Consider the following 22,465-nt stretch of genomic DNA (forward strand, 5'->3'; position numbering starts at 1 on the left):
TTACCACTGACATTTTGCATAGAAGCGGTAATCTCTTCTACAGCTTGAGCGGTTTGCTCTAATGAGCTTGCTTGAGAGTTAGTGAGATTAGTGAGGTTATTTACGGCTTCTTGCAAAGTTTGTGCCTCTTGGGTTAAGCGTTGAGCAAATCCACTTGAGATAGCAAGCATTTGCGACATTTCTTTTCCCAAAACATTTGCTGTAATTTCAACATTACCTTTCGCATTAGGAATTTGGCTTGTAAAATCTAACCTCTTGTATTGCTCAAAAACATCATGAATTAAATTCATATCACTTCCCACACGTTTTTGCAGCACGTCAAGTAATTCATTTAAAATATCTTGGAGTTTTAAAAGATTAGGATTATTTGCCCTTGTCTTTAAGCGGATAGTCAAATCCCCCTGCTCGACCTTATGGACAGAATCTATGGCTTGAGAAATCGCCATATTATCTATTTCCATATGGGCTTTAATATCCACCACCGCTTCATTAATACGTTTTGCCATTTTGCCAAGCTCATCGCCTTTATCTACAGCAATATGAGCGACATCATTTCGCTCATATTTTAAAAATGCAAAAAACTCCTTTAGCCCATCATAAATCATTCTTATATCTTTTTGCATAATAAATTTCACATAGCCCACGACTAAAAGATTCACGATCACCATAGTAATAAGTAAAATAACAATAATATTTATCTCTGTAGAATGCAGCTCTGCTAAAAGCTCATCATATGGAGCAAAATTAAACATTGTCCAATATACACCATCCCACACTTCAAAGCTATGGAGAGCCACTAAGCCCTCTAAGCCCTCCTTTGATACCATTTCTACAATATCTTGGCTCTCTTTGTTTGACTTTTGGAGCTCTATTGCCCTCTTTGTACCCAATGTATCACTTACTGATAGTATTGAAGAACCTATTGCTCCTTTATCATAATAAGCTACCACGAGCTCATTGTCCCCAAGCAAAAGTCGGCGAGTATGCGGGAAAGCATTAGTTGCCTTTGAGAGAATCTGCTCCCCAAACTCACTCATATTAATAACAGCCCCCACAACTCCTATACGCTTTTTCTCATAATACACGGGAAAAGCAATACTTATTGCCTTAATTTCTTCTGAACGATACATTAAAGAAGTAGGGTCAGAAAACATCACTTCCTCAGGAGAGGCATTCCTTATAGGGACATTTGCAAAAGTTTCTATTAAGTTTTTGCCATCTTTGCTCCTTATATCGTATATGGAGCCTGTATTAATGCCTTGATTGTAGCTTTGTGGATTATCATCTACAAATACCATACCCTCTTGAATATCCTCATCATACAAGTTACTTTGGATTTTCACATAAGTTGCCACTATGCTTTGGTCATAATCCACAATATAGCCAAGTAGGCTTTTTAAAACTAAAGGAGACATCACCTCTTGCTCATTTAAACGTGCCTCAATCGCCTTAGCCATAGATTGCAAGCCCGCTCCTGCGACGTTAAAGTATTCTTCAGATTTTTGTGTATCAGAGCTTGCCTTAGCCATTAAAAATCTTTTAGCGTCATCTAGCATACTGCCTTTGATATTCAAAGACACAAGTAAAATTGCCCAAATATTCCCAATAAGCAAAGCTAATGTCAAAATCAAACTTACTTTATTGCCAATACTCATATTTCTAAACATATTCAATGCCCCTCTTTCTTTTCAAAGATAAAATTAAAATTAGTTGTAAAAGGTTTTAAATTTCTTAACCATTTTAAACAAAATAATTTTCTATATTAAAATGCTCTTTCTTCTAAAAATAGTAAATGAATGGAGAAAAAAGTAATAATTACACTAAAAAAGAGAATTTTGTGTAATTATTGGAATTTTAAATAATTCATAGGTTTTCGCTGTAGCTATGCGACCTTTGGCAGTGCGCTCTAAATAGGCATTTGCCAATAAATACGGCTCAATCACATCTTCAATGGTTGCCTCATCTTCACTCATAGCCGCTGCAATGGTGCTTAATCCTATAGGTTTGCCTTGAGCTTGGAGTAAAATATCCAAATAGCGCAAATCGAGTTCATCAAATCCTAATTCATTTACGCCAAGCTCATTAAGAGCGTATTTCACACATTCAAGGTTAATCTCCCCCTCACTTGCATAAAGCCCCACATCGGCAAAATCCCGCACCCTACGCAATAATCGTAATGCAATACGAGGCGTGCCCCTTGAGCGCTTAGCGATCTCATCTGCTCCACTTTGAGAGATAGTCCGCTTAAGCTTTTGAGCTGCTAATGACACAATGCGCGAAAGTTCATGGCTTTGATAAAATTGCAAACGAAAACTCATGCCAAATCTATCCCGCAATGGATTTGATAGCATACCTGCACGAGTTGTCGCACCAATAAGCGTAAAAGGTGCAATATCAAGCTTAATCGTCTGAGCTGCTGGACCTGAACCGATGATAATATCCAAACGAAAGTCCTCCATAGCAGGGTAGAGAATCTCCTCAATAGCCGGACTTAGGCGATGTATCTCATCGATAAATAAAATATCCCCATCATTGAGATTGGTTAAAATCGCTGCTAAGTCACCTGCTTTTTCGATCATAGGGGCGGCACTTACTTTGATATTACTCTCCATTTCATGCGCGATAATATGACTAAGAGTGGTTTTACCTAATCCGGGCGGTCCAAAGAATAAAATATGATCCAAGCATTCTTTGCGCTTCTTACTCGCTTCAATGGCGACTTTTAGATTCTTTTTAATCTTTTCTTGTCCGATGTATTCTTCCCACATATTTGGGCGTAAAGAAGCCTCTTGGGCAGATTCAAAGCTTAATTTCTCTACCTCAACTACACGATTTGGCTCAACACTTTGAATATTTGACTTTTGAAGTGAGATTTTTTCCATTAATAGCTCTCCCTATCGCTAGGGAAAGCACATGACTTCACATCTTTAGCATAAGCCCTTATAGCCTCTTTAAGCATACTTTTGCCATCACAATAACGGCGCACAAACTTAGGCTGAAATGTATCAAAAAACCCAAACGCATCACTCCATACCAAAATCTGCCCATCACAATCCACCCCCGCACCAATGCCAATGGTAGGGATTTTAATCGCTTGAGTAATGGCATGACCTGTTTGCTTTGTAACACCCTCAATTAAGATTCCAAACGCTCCTGCTTCCTGCATAGCAAGCGCGCATTCTATGAGCTCATTACATTGGGCTTCTTGCTTGCCCTTTATTTTGAATCCACCATCAAAGCGCATAAATTGAGGCTTTAAGCCAATATGTGCCATTACTGCAAACCCCTCATCACACAGCGCTTTAATGAGTGCATACTTTTCTATGCCTACTTCGAGTTTAATAGCATCTGCTCGCGTATGTTTATAGAATTTACGTGCATTTTTTAGAGCTTCTTTTGTGGTAATATAACTTCCAAATGGCATATCTGCAATAAGAAAAGAATGCTTCACTGCCCTACACACAGCCTTTGTGTGATAAATCATCTCTTCTGTAGTGAGGTTAAGTGTATCATTATTTCCCCCAAAGCTCATATTGAGGCTATCACCTACTAAAAGTATATCCACCTCGCCATCAAAAATATGCGCCATAAGTGCGTCATAAGCGGTAATAGCTGTGATTTTCTCCACACCCTTTTTTGCCCTTAATTGCCCAAGTGTCATCTTTTTATCTAGCATAATGCCTCCTTATTAAGATTCTATATGTAAGAGCACTACCCCGCATATAACCATAGCAATGCCCAAATACCCTATAAAACTTAGCTTTTCTTTTAAAAACACATAGCCTCCTAAAGTAGTGCCAATAATCCCCACTGCACCCCAAGTCGTATAAGCCACGCTTAAGGGGATAACCTCAATTCCTAAGGCTAAAAGTGTAAAAGCCACACAAACCATTACAATACAAGCTAAAGTGTAACCCTTATGTGTAAAGCCTTGTGATTTTTTTAAAAGCAAATTCGCCCCAATGTCAAAAAACGCTGCCAAAACCACCAAAGAGAGTGCCATTGCTTGAGTATGAAGCCAATGCTCCATTATCTTTGCCTCCTATGGGCTCTAAGCTCAGCATAATTCATAAGACAAATCCCGCATAAAGCAAGCAAAATGCCGCATTTTTGATAAAATGAGAGCTCTTCATTAAAATAAAAAATCCCAATGAGTGTTACACACAAGCCTCCTAGAGCCTCCCAAATCGCATACGCTATACTAATAGGCAAGCGCTTTAAACAAAGCGCCATAAAAAAATAAGACAATACAAGCAATATATACATACCCAAAAGCCCAAAATTCCTATACTCTTCTTGTAAAGTGGCTTTCAGCAGACTTAGGGCTATGATTTCTACCATAACAGCGCAGAATAAAAATACATACGCCTTTATTAAACTCATTTTTTTGCTCCTTTATTTTGAGGGAGAAACAATGTGGGCTTTTGATATATCAACATTAAAATCACAGCACTCATAGCAAACATCACAAAACTTAGAATCTGCCCCATAGATAAGCCAAAGTTATAATATCCCATTTGCACATCTGCCTCTCTAAAGTATTCACATATAAATCTTGCCAATGAATAAAGCATACCATAAGCCACAAGCAACGCACCGGGCTTTTTCACATAACGCATAAGCCAAAACAAAATAAGAAACACCAATATCCCCTCGCTAAAAGCTTCAAAAAGCTGACTGGGGTAGCGTAACTCCCCATTTACCAATATGCCTATTTTTGCTGATATGCCATCAGTTTCTATCACTCGCCCAAAAAGCTCATGGTTAAAGAAATTCCCCAAACGTCCAAATACATAGCCCAAGGGAATGGAAATGGCTGAGAGGTCCATAAATACCCAAAAAGGCTGCTTTTTAAAATAGCAAAATAATATCGCCGCTATCACAAACCCACTCACCGCTCCATGATAACTAATCCCGCTAATGCCCACAAACACACCATCTTCATAGGGGTTAAACATCTGCCAAGGCTGCAGGAGATATTCCCATCTCTGCGGAGAATAAATCAGCACATATCCTATACGACCGCCTAAAATCACACCTATTTCTACCCAAATAAAAAAGCTATCAAGAAGTTCTTGTGTAATGGGGAAACGTTTGGGTTGGTATTTGACAAAAGCCTTAGCAATAAGAAGTGCTATAAGCATAGCCCCCACATACATAATCCCATACCAATGGACATTGATATTAAATACCTCAAAGGCTATGGGGTCAATGTATTCGTAGATTCTATTCCATACGCTATAGTGTTCCAAGCTTATCCTCCATGATTTTAATTTTAAACTCATCAATCATATCGATTTCATCAAAAAACATAAATAATCTCACATCATCAACAATAATCTCTATAGTGATTTTATCTACACTTCGTAACTTAAACAAATACCCCAACACATACGAGCTAAGCGGATAAGCTTGGATAAAATAAAGCCGCAAAAGCTCATTATGGGCTAAAAATTCAGGCAAAATATTTTCAAGGTCAATTTTAAAGGCTAAAAACGCATCATAGGTCTTTAGCTTCCCTACACTTCTTACCATTTCTAAATCATTAATACTTACAACACTTAATCCCATATACCCCACCATTTATTAATTTACAATAGAGATTTTGCCTCCACTTTGCGCTCCATACTAAAGGCGATACATTTTCTACCTGCAAGGGAAATTACTTTATCTTGTCTTAGGCTTTTCTTAGAGCTTTGCAAAAGCCAAAGAATCTCTCATCTACTAGAGACTCTCTATAAGAATCACAGAAAGCCCACAGCAATTCTTCGCTTCGCTATGCTCCCGCTAGATATGACAAGGGAGCGAATTTTCTAGCGATTCTCTTTTTTCTTTTTCTATAAGGTGGAAGGGCTTAAATGTGCAAAGTTTTATAAAATAATGAGGCTTATATACTTTACTTGTGCAGGCAAGCTCCAACCCCATAATAATGCTCCACAATAACACTCTTGCCCCATTATATATCCACCCCCGCCATACTTGTATGTCGCTTTATAGATAGACTTCACTGCTAGGGGAAGTTTGGGACTTTTGTCATTCTAAACCTGTATAGCAGGTGAAGAATCTCTAAAAGAATTTCTAGTAAATTAGGTAGAGATTCTTCATCTCCGCTCACGCCATCCATAAAACATAACAATATGGCAAACTCTGCAATGCCTCCAAAGCCAATTCTAGCAAAGCTTTATTGCATGCAATTAAACATCAATTAAACATCGATTAAACTTGGCTATATTTTACAACGTAATGAAAGTATGCCCCTAGGAGGGCTTACCCTCAAGCGAAATGCCCCACCACACGCTTTAATAAGAGCTTTTCCCCTCCCGCCTAAAGGCACAAAAGCAGTGTTTTTAGCATATTTGTAGCAAGGCTTAAAAGGGAAAGATAATGTGACAATAATATGCGTAGCCTTAATAATCATCTTACAAGTAATGCCCTTAGATAATCCCAAAGAGCAAGGCAAGGGGCGAGATTTGGGCAATGTGTAAAGATGTAATTTATCTATGCGCATTATATGGTGCTCGATGATATTATGAGCACATTCGCAAAATGCAAGTCCGATATTATCGATACTTTGCCCCTTGCAAGGAAGATGAGATTCTATCCATACAAGCATAGCCCCCACATCGCTCAAACTCGCCTTAAATTCCCTTTGATACACTCTCATATTTTAAGTATGGAACTTGCTAATGGCGTCATTAAGTGCTTTTACCTTTAAAGACATATCATTAGCGATTTTGTGGATATTATGCCCCGCACTTTGGGTGGATTCTGAAGATTTGGCTATATCTTGCATCATATCTGCAAGTTCTTTGGTACTTTGGGCAATAGAAGTGCTAATTTCTCTTAAAGAGAGAGCATTGTGTTTGGTAGAAGTGAGCTTAGCATGGGTATCATGGGCTTCATCAATAAGGGGCTTTGTCTTCTCTGCGATATGTGTCATATCTTCGCTCCCCTCTTTGACATTCTGCCCCATATCATTAATGCTTTGTATCACCAGATTCACACTTGCAGCGATTTCATTGAGGGATTTTTGCGTTTTTTCTGCGAGCTTTCTCACTTCATCGGCTACCACCGCAAAGCCCCTGCCATGCTCTCCAGCACGTGCGGCTTCAATGGCGGCATTAAGGGCTAGGAGATTGGTTTGGTCTGCTATATCATTAATAATCGATAAAACAGATTTAATTTGCTCAGCCATACCCTCTAGCTCTTCTACATGGGTTAAGATATTATGCTGATTCTGTGCGGAAGTATTAATAAGTGCTATGGAATCTTGGAGATTTTTCACAAATTCATCAAGCACATGTTCGGTTTGCTCTACATTATTTCTTGTCTCATTGGCAATTTGCAAGGCATTATCAAGATTCTCACTGACATTATGAGCTAAAGCATTTACCTTATCTACTAATTCAAACTGCGAATCAGCATTTTGAGATAAAGTATGAGATACATCTAAAAGTTCATTACATGTTTGGGTGCTCTCATCGCTTACATGCTTGCTTAAGGCGATGGTATCTTGTATGGTTTGGATAAATTTATTCACATAGCCTGAAGTAGTCCCCACCTCATCATTACTTTTTATAGCAATGCGCTTGGTTAAGTCCCCACTTCCCCCCTCTGTGAGATCTCTTGCCATATTACGTAGATGATTAAGCGGCTTTACAAGCTCTTTTTCAAAGAATATATATAAGCCAAGCAATATCAATATGCCTGCTACAAACATCGTAAGCAAAAGATAATTTTCGCTCTCTTCAATTTGCTCATAAAAGCTCTGTGTAGAGATTTTAAGCTCTAATACCCCCAGCACATCTCCACTTTGAGTTTTCTCATATTGATGACATGCCATGCAACTCTCATCGGCTATCAAAGGCTTAAGAAATGTTACATTATGTATGCCATTTTCATAAGATTCTTTAAGTTTAGCCTCCTTGCTTGCAAACACATCAAGCACTTCTTTATCATTGCTGACTTTTGCACTCATACCAAATAAATCAATCACACTTTGGCTTTTATGGATTTGCAGCCCAAGCACTCCTGAAATCTTGCTCGCATCTAAAAGCCCAGCATCAATCACTTCCCTTATGCCTATATTCATACTCATACGCACAGTTTGAAAGATAGAATCCCCTAGCATTTGCGCATTTCGCTTCCCCTCCTTGACTGCCATATTTTGATAGCCTGTGCTAATAATGCCATAAAGCACGCCAAAGCCAATGATAATAAACACCATTAAAGTAAAAAGCACTTTTGAACGAAATGATTGCAACATACTCCCCCCTCCTTTTTAGCTTATTTTAATCGTTTTAATGCTTCCTTGACAATTTCAGATACGCTTGTAAGCTCAATGCCATCAAGCATTTTTGCAATCTCATTTTCCTTAAAGCCCAAACTCTGCAAGGCAAGTGAGGCTTCATGCTTGAGATCATTATAAACGGGCGCACTCTCTAAGAGCTCTGCAAAGAATCCTGCTACATCAATCATAATTTTCCCCGCACCTTTATGCCCTACGCCGGGCACCTTTTTTAGCGCATCAATATCCTTATTTGCCACAATATGCGCAAACTGCTCAGGGCTATAGGTAGAGAGGATAGCAAGGGCTACTTTAGGACCTACGCCATTAATTTTAAGCAATCGCTCAAATGTCTGCCTCTCTATATCCCTAACAAAGCCAAAAAGCAAATGTGCATCTTCGCGGATAATATGCACACAAAGAATCTGCACTGCCTTTTGTGCATTTCCTTCTAGCTCTGCCCTCAAGGCATTTGTAGCATTAAAAGACATCTGCACCCCATAAATCACTCCCCCCACATCTATTTCGATACGCATAGGCTCTAATACACATACCACGCCCCTTAAACCCACAATCATACTCATTGTGCCCGCTCCACCTTTTGGAGTTTATGTTGGTTTTGTTCAATATGTATATCCGCACTCTCGCCATCGCTAAGGAGTAAAACATCTTTAATTTCTGGGAAAAAGCTTTCATATATAATTTCATTCTCTCCCTGCCATGGGCTATCTGCGACAATGCTTGCTTCTTTTGTTTGCTTATCAAGATGCTCTAAAATCGCATTGAGGTCTTTACTCTCCTTTTGCAATTCAAGGAGTCGCTCTTTGAGATATTTTGCACGACGAAGTAAAATCACATATTCTGCTATGCTATCAGTAATGTTACGTTCATTGGGTTTATTGTTTTTCTTATTATCTTCTATAATCACTTTGATTTTTTCTATCACGGGTTTTGTCCTACGCACTAAGGCGAGATCTTTGCTTAAAACGCTAAGAAGTGAATTCATCAATTGGAAGTTATGCTCAAGGCTTGCATTAATATGCTGGACTTCTTCTTGCGTTTTTAAAGAAGCCCTTGAAGAAATGGTAATTTGATTTTCCCCGCCGCTTATATTTGTAATATGTAAAGAATGCGAGAGGGTAAGGTTTGTGTGTGAATGAAGAGTACCAATGACTATATCTTTAGCCCTGACATTTCCACCATTAGCCTGCTCTATAAATACCTCTTCCCCCTCTATATTGCCTAATTCTAAGCGATTAATATGGACTTTCTCCCCTAAGGCTTTGCCTTTATGAATATCGATATTGACTTCTTGGGCTTGCACTACTGAACTCTGGTGTGTTTGCCCATTAATTTCTACTTTATGGGCTATGATTTTGGCATTTTCTGCGACACTCCCATAAATCTTCACATCTGCTGCCTCAAGCACGATACCTGCACCTATAGCATCTTGATTAGGATCTGCACATGCTACTTCAAGTACAAAGCCCTTTTTATCTCCTCCAAGGAGTGAGCCACTTTTACGTAAGCTTACTTCAGGCAAATGAAAGTCAATAATCATTTTTAGCTCCCCCTCGCCTAAACTCACATAGGAATCTTGCAGGGCATAATACTCGATGACATCTGATTTTTCTTCCATCCTAAACTCTTCTTCTTTACATCTTAATTGTGCTTGGGATTCTCTTTTTTCTTTTTTGACATTCACATACTCTCCCCTTAAATTACGCCCACTCACGCCCTCTTGTGCTTTGAATCCTAACCCCACTAGCTCCCCACTCTTTGCTGCAAAGGAGGCAAAATCAACGCTAGGGATATGACTCGCATTCCACTCTTCTTGTAAGATAAATTTAAAATGTGAATTCATACTCGGGGTATATCCCCCCGCTTTTGCAATCACAAAACTTCGCGTAGCCTCTAGCTTGCCAGATATTTCAAGGGACTGAAACAACTCCCTTAAAGCTTGAATCTCTTGTGCAGTCTTATCCCCAAAGATTCGCACCACAACGCGTTCTAATACCTTTGCTCTTGTAATTTGTGCATATAATTCATTAAAAAACCCCTCATCATCGCCTATCTCTAAGCCCTTTTTGAGCTCTAAGCTTAGCTCATAGCATTCACTATCCACATTTAAGGCTACAAATGGGGCTAAATCCCCCTCTTTTAACCCACGCAATACGACATCATAAACTTGTTTTAGCTCAAAATCATTTTGATTATATTTTGCCTCATCACCTAATATTTGCTCGCATTCCTCTGGGGTAAGGATACTAAAGTCTTTCTTTTTTTCACCGCGATAAAGGGTATTGATTTGCAATATATCAAAGCTCACCATTTGCTCTTCTATCGCATACATTTCGCAGATTTTTTTAATTTCAGCCTTGACATCAGGGCATGCTTTGATAGAAATAGGTTCAAAAAGCTGCATACGACCCCCTCGTAGCTCTAAAGTTTATTTATTACAGCTATGATTGTACGCTTTTAATCTTTATAAAGGGTAATTTTTGATTAAAAAGGCTTTTTTAACCAATAGCAGCGGTATTTTGCTCTCACGTATTGCTGGCTTAGTGCGCGATTTATGTATGGCAAAAATCTTGGGGGCAAGCATATATAGTGATATATTCTTTGCTGCTTTTAAACTCCCCAATCTCTTTAGACGTGTCTTTGGTGAGGGGGCTTTTACACAAAGCTTTTTGCCTAATTTTATCCATAGCCGCAGAAAGGGTATGTTCGCACTCATTACTTTTTGTATCTTTGCACTTTTTATTTTTGTCCTCTCTTTGCTTGTAGCTTGCTTTAGTGGGTTTTTTACCAAGCTGCTTGCATACGGATTTGATGAGCATACCATAGAGCTTGCTAAACCCATTGTAGCCATTAACTTTTGGTATTTAGAGCTTGTGTTTATCGTAACCTTTCTCTCTGCACTTTTACAATATAAAAACTGCTTTTGGGTCAATGCCTACAATACCGCGCTTTTAAACCTTGCGATGATTGCTGCCTTATTTTTAAGTGAGAGTAAAGATTCTATGCAGGTAGTCTATATGCTAAGCTATGGGGTTATCTGCGGGGGCATAGCTCAAATTCTTTTACATTTTTATCCCCTCTATCGCTTGAGATTCTTTAAACTCCTATGGGTAGGGGTGATAGAACTCTCACAATGGATACACTCTAAACACGCAAATGCCAAAGTCAAAGCGCGCATAAAAGAGGCAAAGGCAGAAGTAAAGGCGTTTTTTAAGCAGTTTTTCCCCGCTATGCTTGGGAGCTCCACTGCACAGCTTGCTAGCTTTACAGATACACTTTTAGCTTCATTTCTTGCCACAGGGAGCATTAGCGCCCTTTATTATGCCAATAGAATCTTCCAATTCCCCCTAGCGATTTTTGCTATAGCTATTTCAACCGCGCTCTTCCCCCTCATCGCAAAAGCCATTAAAAATAAGCAAAACACCCAAGCCCTAAATGCCCTCAAAAAGGCATTTTGGTTTTTACTCATTATTTTATGTATATGTGTCATTGGGGGAATTATGCTGAGTGAAGAAATCATTAGCCTTTTATATCAATGGGGGCAATTTAGTGAAGAAAACACTCGCATTGTCGCCCAAGTTTTTAGCGCGTATATGATTGGCTTAGTGCCCTTTGGCTTAAGTAGAATCTTCTCTTTATGGCTTTATTCCTATCAAATGCAAGCTAAAGCAGCAAAAATATCAGCTATTTCTTTGCTCTGTGGCGTGATATTCTCACTTATCCTTATGCACCCATTTGGCGCAATGGGACTAGCCCTTTCAGGGAGTTTAAGCGGTTTTGTGCTTTTTATGCTCACACTTAGAATCTTTGGCTTCAAGCAATTCTTAGCTATAATATCTCACACAAAAGCATGGCTACTGCTTGTAGGCATTATCAGTATTGAGGTTTTGCTCCTCTATTGGCTCAAACCCTATATCAAAACCTTTGTGCAGGCATTTCATCTCTTTGTAAGGAATCTCTTATGATTACACTCTTTGATAGTGCAAAAAAGCAAAAGCTCCCCTTTGTGCCATTGGTGGAAAACAAAGTGCGCCTTTATGTATGCGGACCTACCGTGTATGATGACGCGCATTTGGGGCATGCACGAAGCTCTATAGCCTTTGATCTCTGGCGGAGACTCTTTTTGTTTTTAGATTTTGAAGTGCTTTTTGTCAAAAACTTCACAGATATTGATGATAAAATCATTAAAAAATCCCTACAAAGTGGCATAAATGTAAAGGAATTAAGCGAAAAGTACATCAACCTCTACCTGCAAGATATGGACGCCCTTTTAGTATTACGTGCAGATATTGAGCCAAAAGCCACAGACAATCTCCCCCAAATATGCCAAATGATAGAATCGCTCCTGCAAAAAGGCTATGCCTATAAGGGAGAAAATAGCGATATTTATTTGAGTATCCATAAAGATACGCGCTATGGAGCCCTCTCTCATCGCAGTGAAGATACGCAAAACCAAAGCCGCATACAAAATGCACAAGATAAATTAGAGAGTAATGACTTTGCATTATGGAAAGGCTATAAAGGAGCACAAGATATTGCTTATGAAAGCACTTTTGGTAAGGGTCGTCCGGGCTGGCATATTGAATGCTCGGCAATGATTGAAGAACATCTAGCCTATAAAGACAAGCCCTATGCGATTGATATACATGCAGGGGGTGCGGATTTGCTCTTCCCTCATCATGAAAATGAGGCTTCTCAAACGCGCTGTGCGACTGGAAGAGAGCTTGCTAAATACTGGTTGCATAATGGATTTGTCAATATCAATGGTGAAAAAATGAGTAAATCACTTGGCAATAGCTTTTTTATCAAAGATGCCCTTCAATCCTATGATGGCGAAATTTTGCGCAATTACCTGCTAGGGGTGCATTATCGTCTAGCCCTTAACTTTAATGAAGAAGATTTATTGCAGAGCAAAAAACGGCTTGATAAAATCTACCGACTAAAAAAGCGCATACTGCCCAGTAATGATATGCCCGATTCTACGGCACATAATGATTTAACATACCTCAATATGCTAAAAAATATTGCTAAAAACGCACAACAAGATTTTAAAAATGAGCTGCTTTTAGCCCTAAGTGATGATTATAATATCTCAAAAGCTCTAAGTATTATTGAAGATATGCTTGCACGTAGTAATGAAATCTTAGATAAAAACCCCAAAGACAAAGCCCAAAAGCAGACTATTAGAGCAAATCTTGCCTGTGTAGAATACCTCCTAGGGCTTGGAGGTAAAGAAGCTCAAAGCTACTTCCAGCTCGGACTAAGCCAAGAAAAAAAGCAATATATTCAAGCACAAATTCTTAAAAGAATAGAAGCAAAAAAGGCAAAAGATTATGCCCTAGCAGATAGCATACGCGATAGCCTTAAACAAGAGGGGATTGAAATTATGGATACCCCCTCTGGCACAACTTGGGAGAAGATATAAGAGGGCTATACTATAAGATTCTCACTTTAAGGACATAAATGCCCTTTGTTACTAAGCATTATTATCTCAAAGAGCCTATAGCAGCGTTTTTATTCCTTATGCGGGAGCGGGGCTATAGCCTCAAAGCCGCTCAAAGGGCGATAGATAAAGCTTATCTTAGACAAAATGGACGCAAAGTAGCCAAAAATGAAATGCTCTCTGGGGCAGTGCAATTAGATGAATTCCAAGCAACTGATATAAATCTCGCCCCACTTTATGCCAATGAAGATTTTTGCGTATATGATAAACCCCATAATCTCCTAAGCCACCCTAAGGGGAGATTCTATCACTACTCACTCAATGACGCCCTAAAATCTCGCTTTGGCAATACAGCTAGCATTCTCCATAGGCTTGATAAACAAACAAGCGGGCTTTTACTCTGCTCTATTAACCCTAAAACACAAAAAGAGCTAAAAAAACTCATGGAGCAAAGGGCGGTAAGCAAAATATATCGCGCGATTATTCAAGGGCGTCTTAAAGAAGAGATATTGATAGATGAGTCCATTAGCACACAAATGCGTAAAGGCGGGGATTTGTGCATTAAAAGCATTATTTGCAAAAATGGCAAGCCAAGCCGCACATTAGTGCGCCCCATTGCGTATGATACAACTTCAGATTCCACACTTATTGAAGCTATCCCCCTCACAGGGAGAACGCATCAAATCCGCTTGCATTGTGCCTTTATAGGGCATAGAATCTTAGGCGACCCACTCTATGGGGCAAAGGAAGAATACAGCAGAATCTACCTAGAAAATCCGCAACTCCCACAATATACGCAATACTTTGGCGCGCCATATTTATGCTTGAATGCCTATCAACTCAACTTCTCTTTTAAAGACAAACTCTATAGCTTTAGGAGTGGCTTTAGCTTCCATTGTGCTCCACACTTTAGCTCATATTTTCATACTTCCGCTACAATGCCCCCTTTAACGTTACAAATATGGCGAAGTTAAGAATATGGCAAGGAGGGGTTATGAGAGCATTTTTAGGCACATTAGTTATTATTTTTGGAATCACCATTTTTTGGCAAGCATGCACAGAGAATGTACTTAGCTCATATCAAAAAGAAATCTCCACCACACCACAAAGCATTCTCCTTCACTTTAAAGTGCCTATCACGCAAGATCCAGATGGCATAATCCACCAAGCAGATGAAGATACATTCACACTTAATGGCAAACATATTAGCGCAAAATATGTATATAAATCTCCTTATGAACTCCTTATTATGCCCAATATGCCACTCTTAGCGCCAAATACAACATATAAACTCGCCATTAAGCTCTCAAACCTTGCAGATTCTTTGCTTACCAATTTCCTCTCACTTTCACTACATACCCAATACACACAAATAGCATTCTCTCAATTCACTCCCATATATACTGATAGCCATAGCTTTTCTCTCCATACAGAAATCGCCCTCTCACAAAAGGTAGATATAAGCTCTCTCCTGCAAGCCATAGAACATAAAGACCACAAAGCCATAGCCCAAGCTATTACCTTTAAAGATGATGAAAATAACCATATTCCCTTCACGCTTTTATCCATAAAAGACAAACTTTTTTTAGAAACTCCCTCTTTAGAGATAAAAAAGGGCAGTACAAACTACACACTCACACTCAAAGCCTCATATTTTGGACTAAAAGATGATGAAAGCCTGCATTACATACACGCAAGTAGTGCTCATTTAGAAGTTATAGACATACAAGCCATTAATGCCCAAACCCCTTATATTCAAGTGCATTTCTCTGCCAATCTTGCCAATGAGGCACATTTACAAGACTTTATTAGCATTACACCACATATACAAAGCAAAATCTCACAACAAGGCAATACCTTACGCATTGATGCGCCATTTCAACCCTCACAGACCTACCTCTTACGTATTAAAGAGGGCATTAAAGGCATTGGCACTTCACACTTGCTTACTCCCAAAGAAGAGCATATTACTTTTCATCAAATCCCCCCAGCTCTTGCATTTTCACAACAAGGCGTGTTTCTCCCCCATAATGCACAAGATAAAATCGCATTTAAAAGCATAAATGTCAAAAATGTGAATCTCAAAGTAAGTAAAATCTACCCAAATAACACAACCGCCTACTTATACAAGCAAAATCTCATCGGTGATATGCAATATCACGACTATAGCAATGAATATTATGGAGATTATGGCATATATGCAGATTTTAAGCAGCTAGGTGATGTAGAGCTAGAGCAAACATTTTCCATTGATTATGTCAAAAACCAATGGATTCAAAGTGAAATTGACCTCTCTTCACTCAAAGACAAGCAAGGTATTTTTATCCTCTCTCTTAGTTTTACACAAGATGATGTAGATTATGAATTTTTAGAGGGTACGCCATCATGGCGTAAAGAGCAGTTTTTTAACCAAGCAAGCATAGAGAAGCATTTAATTTTTTCCAATATTGCCCTCTTAGCCCAGCAAATCAATAATAAACTTGAGGTGTTCGCCCTTGATATGCTAAGCAACCAACCTCTCTCTTCTGTGCAAATCCAAGCCATTAGCCATAAAAATCAAATGCTACAAACACTAAATACCAATGCGCAAGGCTTTGTGGCTTTTGAAAATGCAAAATCCATTCTCTATCTCCATGCGAGCAAAGAGGCAGATAATACGATTTTAAAGCTAAATACCCCCATTAGCACAGAAGGCTTTGATACAGGAGGGATAGACATTAAAAAGGGCATAGAGGCTTACATTTACACAGATAGAGGTGTGTATCGCCCCGGGGAGAATGCCTATATCAATATCATAGCAAGGGCAAATGCTAAACCTATAACACACCCCATATATATAACTATCATCTCCCCACAAGGCAAAAGCATAGTGCAAGATATTATGCTAAAAGATTCGCTTTTTGGGCTATTTTCTTACACTTTTAGCACGAATGCATCTGATCCTAGCGGGATTTATCAACTTAAAGCTAAAGTCGGCGGGAGTGAATTTTGGCATAATATATCAGTAGAAAATATCATACCAAATCGCATAAAAGTAGAGCTACATACAGCAGATATAATCCATGCACAAGCCCTAAAAGAGCATGGCAATGCGAGCTTAGATATAAAATCACATTATCTCTTTGGTGCCCCTGCAAGCAATTTAAACTTTGAGGGGAATCTTTTTATCCAAGAAAAGCCCTTTTATGCCCCTGCATATAGCGAATATACCTTTTCTCACCCTCAATCTTTGCGATACCGCTTTGAATCTTTCAAAGCAGGGAAGCTTGATAAAAATGGCTATCAACATATAGATTTTAACCTCCAAAAACTAGAAAATATAGGTAAAAACTTGCAATCTACCTTTAATGTCAAGGTCTTTGAAAATGGAGGGCGAGCTGTGAATGCAAGCAAAGCAGTAGATATAGTGCTCTATGATAGCTTTGTGGGTATTAAAGCCCCAAAAAATCGCTATGTGAATGCCAATGCAGCTATCAACCTCCCTATTATTGTGCTCTCAAGCCAAACGCACCAAATACTGCCAAACCACGAGCTTATTTATAGAATCTACCATAATAGCTACTCATGGTGGTGGGATTATAGTAATTATGATGATTTTGTGCGCCATATAAAAAGTGATAAAAACACAAAACTTCTTCAAGAGGGCACGCTCCTATCCAAATCCACTCCTAGCACTTTAAGCTTTAGCCCTAATCAAAATGGCGAGCTTTTCATAGAGGTAGAAGATACCACCAATGGTGCAAAAAGTGCTATCTCACTCTATGCAAGCCAAAATGGCGAACCAACATTAATACCAAAGCTCACACAACTCAAACTCCAATCGAACAAAACACACTATCTCAGCACAGATGAAGCCATAATTAGCTTTGAAAGCCCTAAAGATTCTAAAGCGCTTATTAGCATTATAGGGCAAGATAGGATTTTAGATCGTTTTTGGATTGATACAAAAGAGGCAAATACACACTTTACACTCCCACTCAAGGCAAGTTATGCGCCCAATATCTATGTAGCTGTGCATGTATTGCAAGATTACAATACCCTTAGCAACGACCGCTCTCAACGGCTCTATGGCGTTATCCCCATTATGATAGAAGATAAAGATTCTAAACTCACACTCAATATAAATGCCCCTACACTTATACGCCCAAATAGCACATTTGAAGTCAAACTAAGCAATAAAGAGCATAGAAGGGTGGCTTATAGTCTAGCCATTGTCGATGAAGGACTGCTTGATTTAACAAACTTCAGCTCACCTAATCCTTGGGCATATTTCTATCAAAAATTCGCATTGCCGCTTTTAAGCTTTGATAATTATGACTTAATCATCGGGCGCAATATTGGTAAAATCTCACAAGTGCTAAAAGCTGGTGGCGATGAAGCCATGGGAAGTGCAAGGCGCAAGGACTTAAGCCAAGCACAGCGATTTAAACCTGTGGTATTTTATAGTCCCCCTATTATGAGTGATGAGCATGGAGAAGCGAGCTTTAGCTATGATATGGGTGCATATATGGGAAGTGTGAGAATTATGGCAGTAGCCCTAGATGATAGAGCATTTGGAAGTATCTCACAAAATATGCAAGTAAGTGCGCCTGTGGCTATGCTGCCCACCATCCCTAGAAGCCTAAAAATCGGCGATACCTTTAGCCTAGCTATAGAAGTACTCCCCACACAAGAAAAAGTGGGCAAAGCCACACTCACACTTAAAAGCGGTGAGAAAATTGCACTTGATAGAGATAAAATTGCACTTACTTTTAAAGATAAAACCCCGCAAATAGTATATGTAAATGCCAAAGTAAGTAGTGAGCATATAGGGCAGGATTTTATTGATATTACGCTCTCAAGCGGGGATTTTCATATGCAAGAGAAGACAGACATTGACATCTTGCCTTATAATCCCTATATCACATTAAGCAAAAAGCTAACGCTTGAGCCTAATGCCTCTATTCAACTAGAAAATCCAACAGCTTTTATTAAAGATTCGCAAAGTGGCTATGTGCTTATTAGCCAAAATCCCATTCTTAGCATTGACCACCGCCTAAGGTGGCTTATGGGCTACCCATATGGCTGCATAGAGCAGACTACCTCAAGCGTATTTCCTCAACTTTTTTTAACCACATTAAGCAAGGCAGATTTTATTGATAAGCCTACCATAGTGCATAATATCAACGCAGGGATTGCACGTATTGGGAGGTTTCAGACAAATGATGGAGGGTTTGCATATTGGCAGGGAGGCTCAAAGCCTGATGAATGGGGCAGTGCGTATGCGGGGCATTTCTTACTTCTAGCCAAATCGCTTGGCTATTATGTCCCCGAGAATGTGCTTAAAAAATGGCTTATGTATGAGATAAATTATGTCAAAACCATGCCATTAGAGAAAGTGATATACCCTCTCTATTTGCTCTCTTTAGCCGGAGAGCCACAAGTAGGCTTGCTTAATAGCATATATGAGCAGCACTTTCACACTCTGCATATCACCGATAAATGGCTTTTAGCTGCTGCCTATAAACTTGCCGGCTTTAGCTCCACTGCAGAAAAAATGACCAAAGACCTCCCTACTAAAAGCACTCCAAGAGATGAAAGCTACTATCACTTTAGCTATGGCTCGCCTTTACGCGATGAGGCGATGATTTTACAAGCATATATAGATATTTATAAAAGTATGCCCCCAAGTGCTTTTCACTCTATTACCCAAGCTTTAGAAAGCAATGAATGGTATTCCACTCAAAGCCTTGCCTACGCACTCCTAGCCTTAGCGCAAAATCCTCCCATACCACAGAATGAACAACTTATTGACATTGACTTTAATGATAAAAACTTTAAGGCTAAAGATATACTAAAAGTCCCCTTTAGTGCGTTACAAGGGGAAATACACTCAAAAAGCAACTCCCCTCTTTATCTTAATCATGTATGGCATGGAATCTTGTTAGAGAAAACACTTCAAGCAAAGGAATCAAAAATCGCCATTAAGCGGAGCTTTGTTGATGAAAACAATACCCCCATAGATGTAAAAACTCTGCCATCAGGGGCTAGCTTTTATCTTAAGCTTACGCTAGATAATGCCCATAAACCCGTGAGTGTATCAAATGTGGCTATCACGCAGAATCTCCCCAGTGGTTGGGAGATAGAAAATACAAGGCTTAATCCCCATAGCAATATCCCCTCTTTTATCCATGAAGATGTGAGCTATACGGATATAAGAGATGATAAAATCATGTGGTTTGTAGATTTTAACGGGCAGAAAAAGGAGATGTTTGCAAAGATTAATGTCATCACGCCCGGCTTATATCTCTTACCACCTGCGTATGCAGAAGCGATGTATGATAATAGCTTTTTAGCCAATACAGAATCTCTGCCTATTATAGTAACCCGCCATAATGAAGAGTAAAAAAGCATTTGCATTTTTTAAGGGCATTTTTTTACTCTGTGGCTTTGGCTTTGTGCTCTTTATGGCATATGGTTTAGGGGTATTTGTAAATTTCTACCAAATGCTTAAGCACACAGAGGGCGATATATTCCAAACTCAATATAGTAAAAGTGTTGTAGATAGAAATGGGGTACTTTTAAGTGTATTTTTAAATACACAAGAGCAGTGGCATCTTAAATCTCCCACTCAAAACGTCCCGCTTAAATTATATGCCGCCGTGCTTACCTATGAAGATAAGCATTTTGATAAACATTTTGGCATTGATATACTAGCCCTTTTGCGAAGCCTAAAATATAATGCAAGTAGCCTCTATAAGCGCACCTCAAATAAACATATGGGTGGGAGCACTATCAGTATGCAAGCAGTCAAGCTCTACACCAAAGCCCCACGCACATTTACTCATAAAATCAATGAAATATTCCAAACGCTAGCCCTTGAAGTGCGCTACAGCAAAAATGAGATTCTCAATATGTATCTTAATAATGCTCCATATGGGGGCAATATTGTAGGGTATTACTCAGCTGCCCTTTTGTATTTTAATAAAGAGCCAAATTCTCTTAGCTGGGCGGAATCTGCCCTCTTGGCAGTTTTACCCAATGCACCCGGACTTATCAATTTAGAAAAAAACACATCTATTTTGCGCACTAAACGCAATGCCTTGCTCTATAGATTGCACCAAAAGGGCTACTTTAATGCACATATCCTCTCCCTTGCACTGCAAGAAAAGATACCCGCGCATAAACTTACTCATCATAATATCGCACCGCATTTAAGCACATATCTTGCCTTAAAAGAACAAGAGCATATCATACATACAACCATTGATAAAGCAATGCAAATGCGTTTAGAATCTACCATTAAACAATACCACCACAAGCTTTTACCCCAAGGTATATTGAATCTTGCTGCACTGATTGTAGATACCCAAAGTGGGGAGATACTCTGCTATGTGGGTTCGCAAGATTTTTTAGATATACAAAATTATGGGCAAATTGATGGAATCCGTGCTATGCGTTCTCCGGGCTCACTTTTAAAGCCATTTTTATATGCACTAAGCATTGATGATGGCTTGATTGCACCAGAGAGTTTGCTTATTGATGTACCCATATTTTTTGCTAATTTTCATCCACAAAATGCGCTTAAAACCTACCAAGGGCTTGTAATGGCACAATATGCCCTGCAAAAATCACTTAATGTGCCATTTGTAAAGCTTCTTCAAATATATGGATATGAAAAGTTCTTCTTCAAACTCCAAAGTATGGCGGGCTTTAGCTCAAGTAATCCCTATCAATATGGCTTGTCCTTTATACTTGGCTCTAAAGAAATGAATATGCTCCAAATTGCAAGACTTTATAGGGGGCTAGGCAATTATGGGCTATTTGGAGATGTATCATTTCTCCCACGCAAACAAAAAGAGCAAATGCGGAGATTTCTCACAAAAGGCAGTGCGTACCTCACCTTACAAACGCTCAAAGAATTAGAGCGAGAGGGGAGCTTAGAATACCACAAAGCAAAAATGACATTTTCATGGAAGAGTGGCACAAGTTATGGCAGAAAGGACGCATGGGCTGCAGGAAGCAGCCCCAAATATACTATTGTCGTATGGGCAGGCAACTTCACAGGCAAGCCAAATCCTAATATCTTAGGCGTCAAAACCGCAGGGAGCCTGCTCTTTGAAATCCTCTCCACACTCCCTGATAATAATCTACACTTTGACTTCCCCTCACAAGATATTATCTCTATTGAAGTAGATAAATTTAGTGGCTACACCTTAAGTGATGAGCATAGAATCTTACTTAAAGGGCAAGATTCTATAAAAAGCATTCTCTATCCGAGTGAAGCAAACCCATTGCGCACCTCGCCTTTTTATCGCAAGGTATTTATGTATCAAGGAGAAGAAGTAGATTCTTATAACCCCCATTTTATAGACGCAGCACCCAAGTTTGTTTTAAAACTTCCTCATGATGTCCTTGCATATTATCAAAATCAAGATGTCAATATCACTAAACATATACAAACAGAGCATAAAAATGTGCGCATTCTCTACCCTACGCAAAATCTCAAAATCCTCCAGCCAAAGGACTTTGATGGGCAAAAGGCACTCATTATACGTATAGCTAATCTCAAAAATCAGCATATCTCTTGGTATCTCAATACAGAGCTTATCCACCACTCTCCTCAAAGCACATTCAAAATATTTCTCAAGCAAGGGAGCTATCACTTAAGTATTGTGGGCGAAGATGGCAGTATGGATAGTGTCAAATTTGAAATAGAATAATAATTACCAAAA

Annotated in this window: 17 protein-coding genes; 5 read left to right on the forward strand and 12 right to left on the reverse strand. The window is 39.1% G+C overall.

Going from position 1 to position 22,465, the window contains the following annotated elements:
* The 12 genes from CQA63_RS06870 to CQA63_RS06920 all read right to left on the reverse strand — a co-directional run.
* On the reverse strand, positions 1-1,667 hold a 1,667-nt coding region (locus tag CQA63_RS06870), incomplete at its 3' end, for a methyl-accepting chemotaxis protein (protein ID WP_147288747.1).
* Positions 1,668-1,820: 153 nt separating this feature from the next.
* Positions 1,821-2,882 carry a Holliday junction branch migration DNA helicase RuvB gene (gene ruvB / locus CQA63_RS06875; RefSeq protein ID WP_104700252.1) on the reverse strand — a complete coding sequence of 354 codons (1,062 nt, stop codon included), beginning with the start codon at positions 2,880-2,882 and terminating at the stop codon, positions 1,821-1,823.
* The gene (gene panB / locus CQA63_RS06880) at positions 2,882-3,676 is read right to left on the reverse strand and encodes a 3-methyl-2-oxobutanoate hydroxymethyltransferase (RefSeq protein ID WP_104700253.1); all 795 of its coding nucleotides are present in this window, start codon (positions 3,674-3,676) and stop codon (positions 2,882-2,884) included. Before panB ends, ruvB begins: the two co-directional genes overlap by 1 nt.
* A 12-nt stretch (positions 3,677-3,688) precedes the next feature.
* Entirely contained in the window at positions 3,689-4,003 is a 315-nt protein-coding gene (locus CQA63_RS06885; RefSeq protein ID WP_104700285.1) for a DMT family transporter, read from the reverse strand.
* Between the two features lie 26 nt (positions 4,004-4,029).
* Positions 4,030-4,383, reverse strand: a complete 354-nt coding sequence (locus tag CQA63_RS06890; protein WP_104700254.1) for a DMT family transporter — start codon at positions 4,381-4,383, stop codon at positions 4,030-4,032.
* The gene (lgt, locus tag CQA63_RS06895; RefSeq protein ID WP_104700255.1) at positions 4,380-5,252 is read right to left on the reverse strand and encodes a prolipoprotein diacylglyceryl transferase; all 873 of its coding nucleotides are present in this window, start codon (positions 5,250-5,252) and stop codon (positions 4,380-4,382) included. Before lgt ends, CQA63_RS06890 begins: the two co-directional genes overlap by 4 nt.
* Positions 5,239-5,583: a hypothetical protein gene (locus CQA63_RS06900; protein WP_244916283.1), complete on the reverse strand. Its 345-nt coding sequence runs from the start codon at positions 5,581-5,583 to the stop codon at positions 5,239-5,241. Before CQA63_RS06900 ends, lgt begins: the two co-directional genes overlap by 14 nt.
* A 427-nt stretch (positions 5,584-6,010) precedes the next feature.
* A complete protein-coding gene (locus CQA63_RS10420; RefSeq protein WP_280524195.1) occupies positions 6,011-6,136 on the reverse strand; it encodes a hypothetical protein in 126 nt (41 codons plus the stop codon).
* A gap of 90 nt (positions 6,137-6,226) precedes the next feature.
* Positions 6,227-6,664 carry a hypothetical protein gene (locus CQA63_RS06905; RefSeq protein WP_147288748.1) on the reverse strand — a complete coding sequence of 146 codons (438 nt, stop codon included), beginning with the start codon at positions 6,662-6,664 and terminating at the stop codon, positions 6,227-6,229.
* A gap of 3 nt (positions 6,665-6,667) precedes the next feature.
* Entirely contained in the window at positions 6,668-8,266 is a 1,599-nt protein-coding gene (locus tag CQA63_RS06910) for a methyl-accepting chemotaxis protein (RefSeq protein ID WP_104700258.1), read from the reverse strand.
* Between the two features lie 20 nt (positions 8,267-8,286).
* Positions 8,287-8,871 (reverse strand): Holliday junction branch migration protein RuvA, encoded by a 585-nt coding sequence (ruvA, locus tag CQA63_RS06915; RefSeq protein ID WP_411710159.1) that lies wholly within the window; start codon positions 8,869-8,871, stop codon positions 8,287-8,289.
* Positions 8,868-10,712, reverse strand: coding sequence for a hypothetical protein (locus CQA63_RS06920; RefSeq protein WP_104700259.1), 1,845 nt, complete (start codon positions 10,710-10,712; stop codon positions 8,868-8,870). The genes ruvA and CQA63_RS06920 overlap by 4 nt, the downstream gene beginning before the upstream one ends.
* Positions 10,713-10,788: 76 nt before the next feature.
* On the opposite strand from CQA63_RS06920, the gene murJ reads away from it, so the two are divergent.
* From murJ to pbpC, 5 genes are read left to right on the forward strand one after another with little or no spacing between them, the layout of a single operon-like run.
* A complete protein-coding gene (gene murJ, locus CQA63_RS06925; RefSeq protein ID WP_104700260.1) occupies positions 10,789-12,273 on the forward strand; it encodes a murein biosynthesis integral membrane protein MurJ in 1,485 nt (494 codons plus the stop codon).
* Positions 12,273-13,733, forward strand: a complete 1,461-nt coding sequence (gene cysS, locus CQA63_RS06930) for a cysteine--tRNA ligase (protein WP_199770706.1) — start codon at positions 12,273-12,275, stop codon at positions 13,731-13,733. The genes murJ and cysS overlap by 1 nt, the downstream gene beginning before the upstream one ends.
* Positions 13,734-13,771: 38 nt before the next feature.
* The gene (locus CQA63_RS06935; protein ID WP_104700262.1) at positions 13,772-14,725 is read left to right on the forward strand and encodes a pseudouridine synthase family protein; all 954 of its coding nucleotides are present in this window, start codon (positions 13,772-13,774) and stop codon (positions 14,723-14,725) included.
* A gap of 20 nt (positions 14,726-14,745) precedes the next feature.
* Complete coding sequence (locus CQA63_RS06940; RefSeq protein ID WP_104700263.1) at positions 14,746-20,136, forward strand: alpha-2-macroglobulin family protein; 5,391 nt, start codon at positions 14,746-14,748, stop codon at positions 20,134-20,136.
* Positions 20,126-22,453, forward strand: coding sequence for a penicillin-binding protein 1C (gene pbpC, locus CQA63_RS06945; RefSeq protein WP_104700264.1), 2,328 nt, complete (start codon positions 20,126-20,128; stop codon positions 22,451-22,453). The genes CQA63_RS06940 and pbpC overlap by 11 nt, the downstream gene beginning before the upstream one ends.
* Positions 22,454-22,465: the final 12 nt, after the last annotated feature.

The organism is Helicobacter marmotae (assembly GCF_003364255.1).
Lineage (GTDB): Bacteria > Campylobacterota > Campylobacteria > Campylobacterales > Helicobacteraceae > Helicobacter_C > Helicobacter_C marmotae.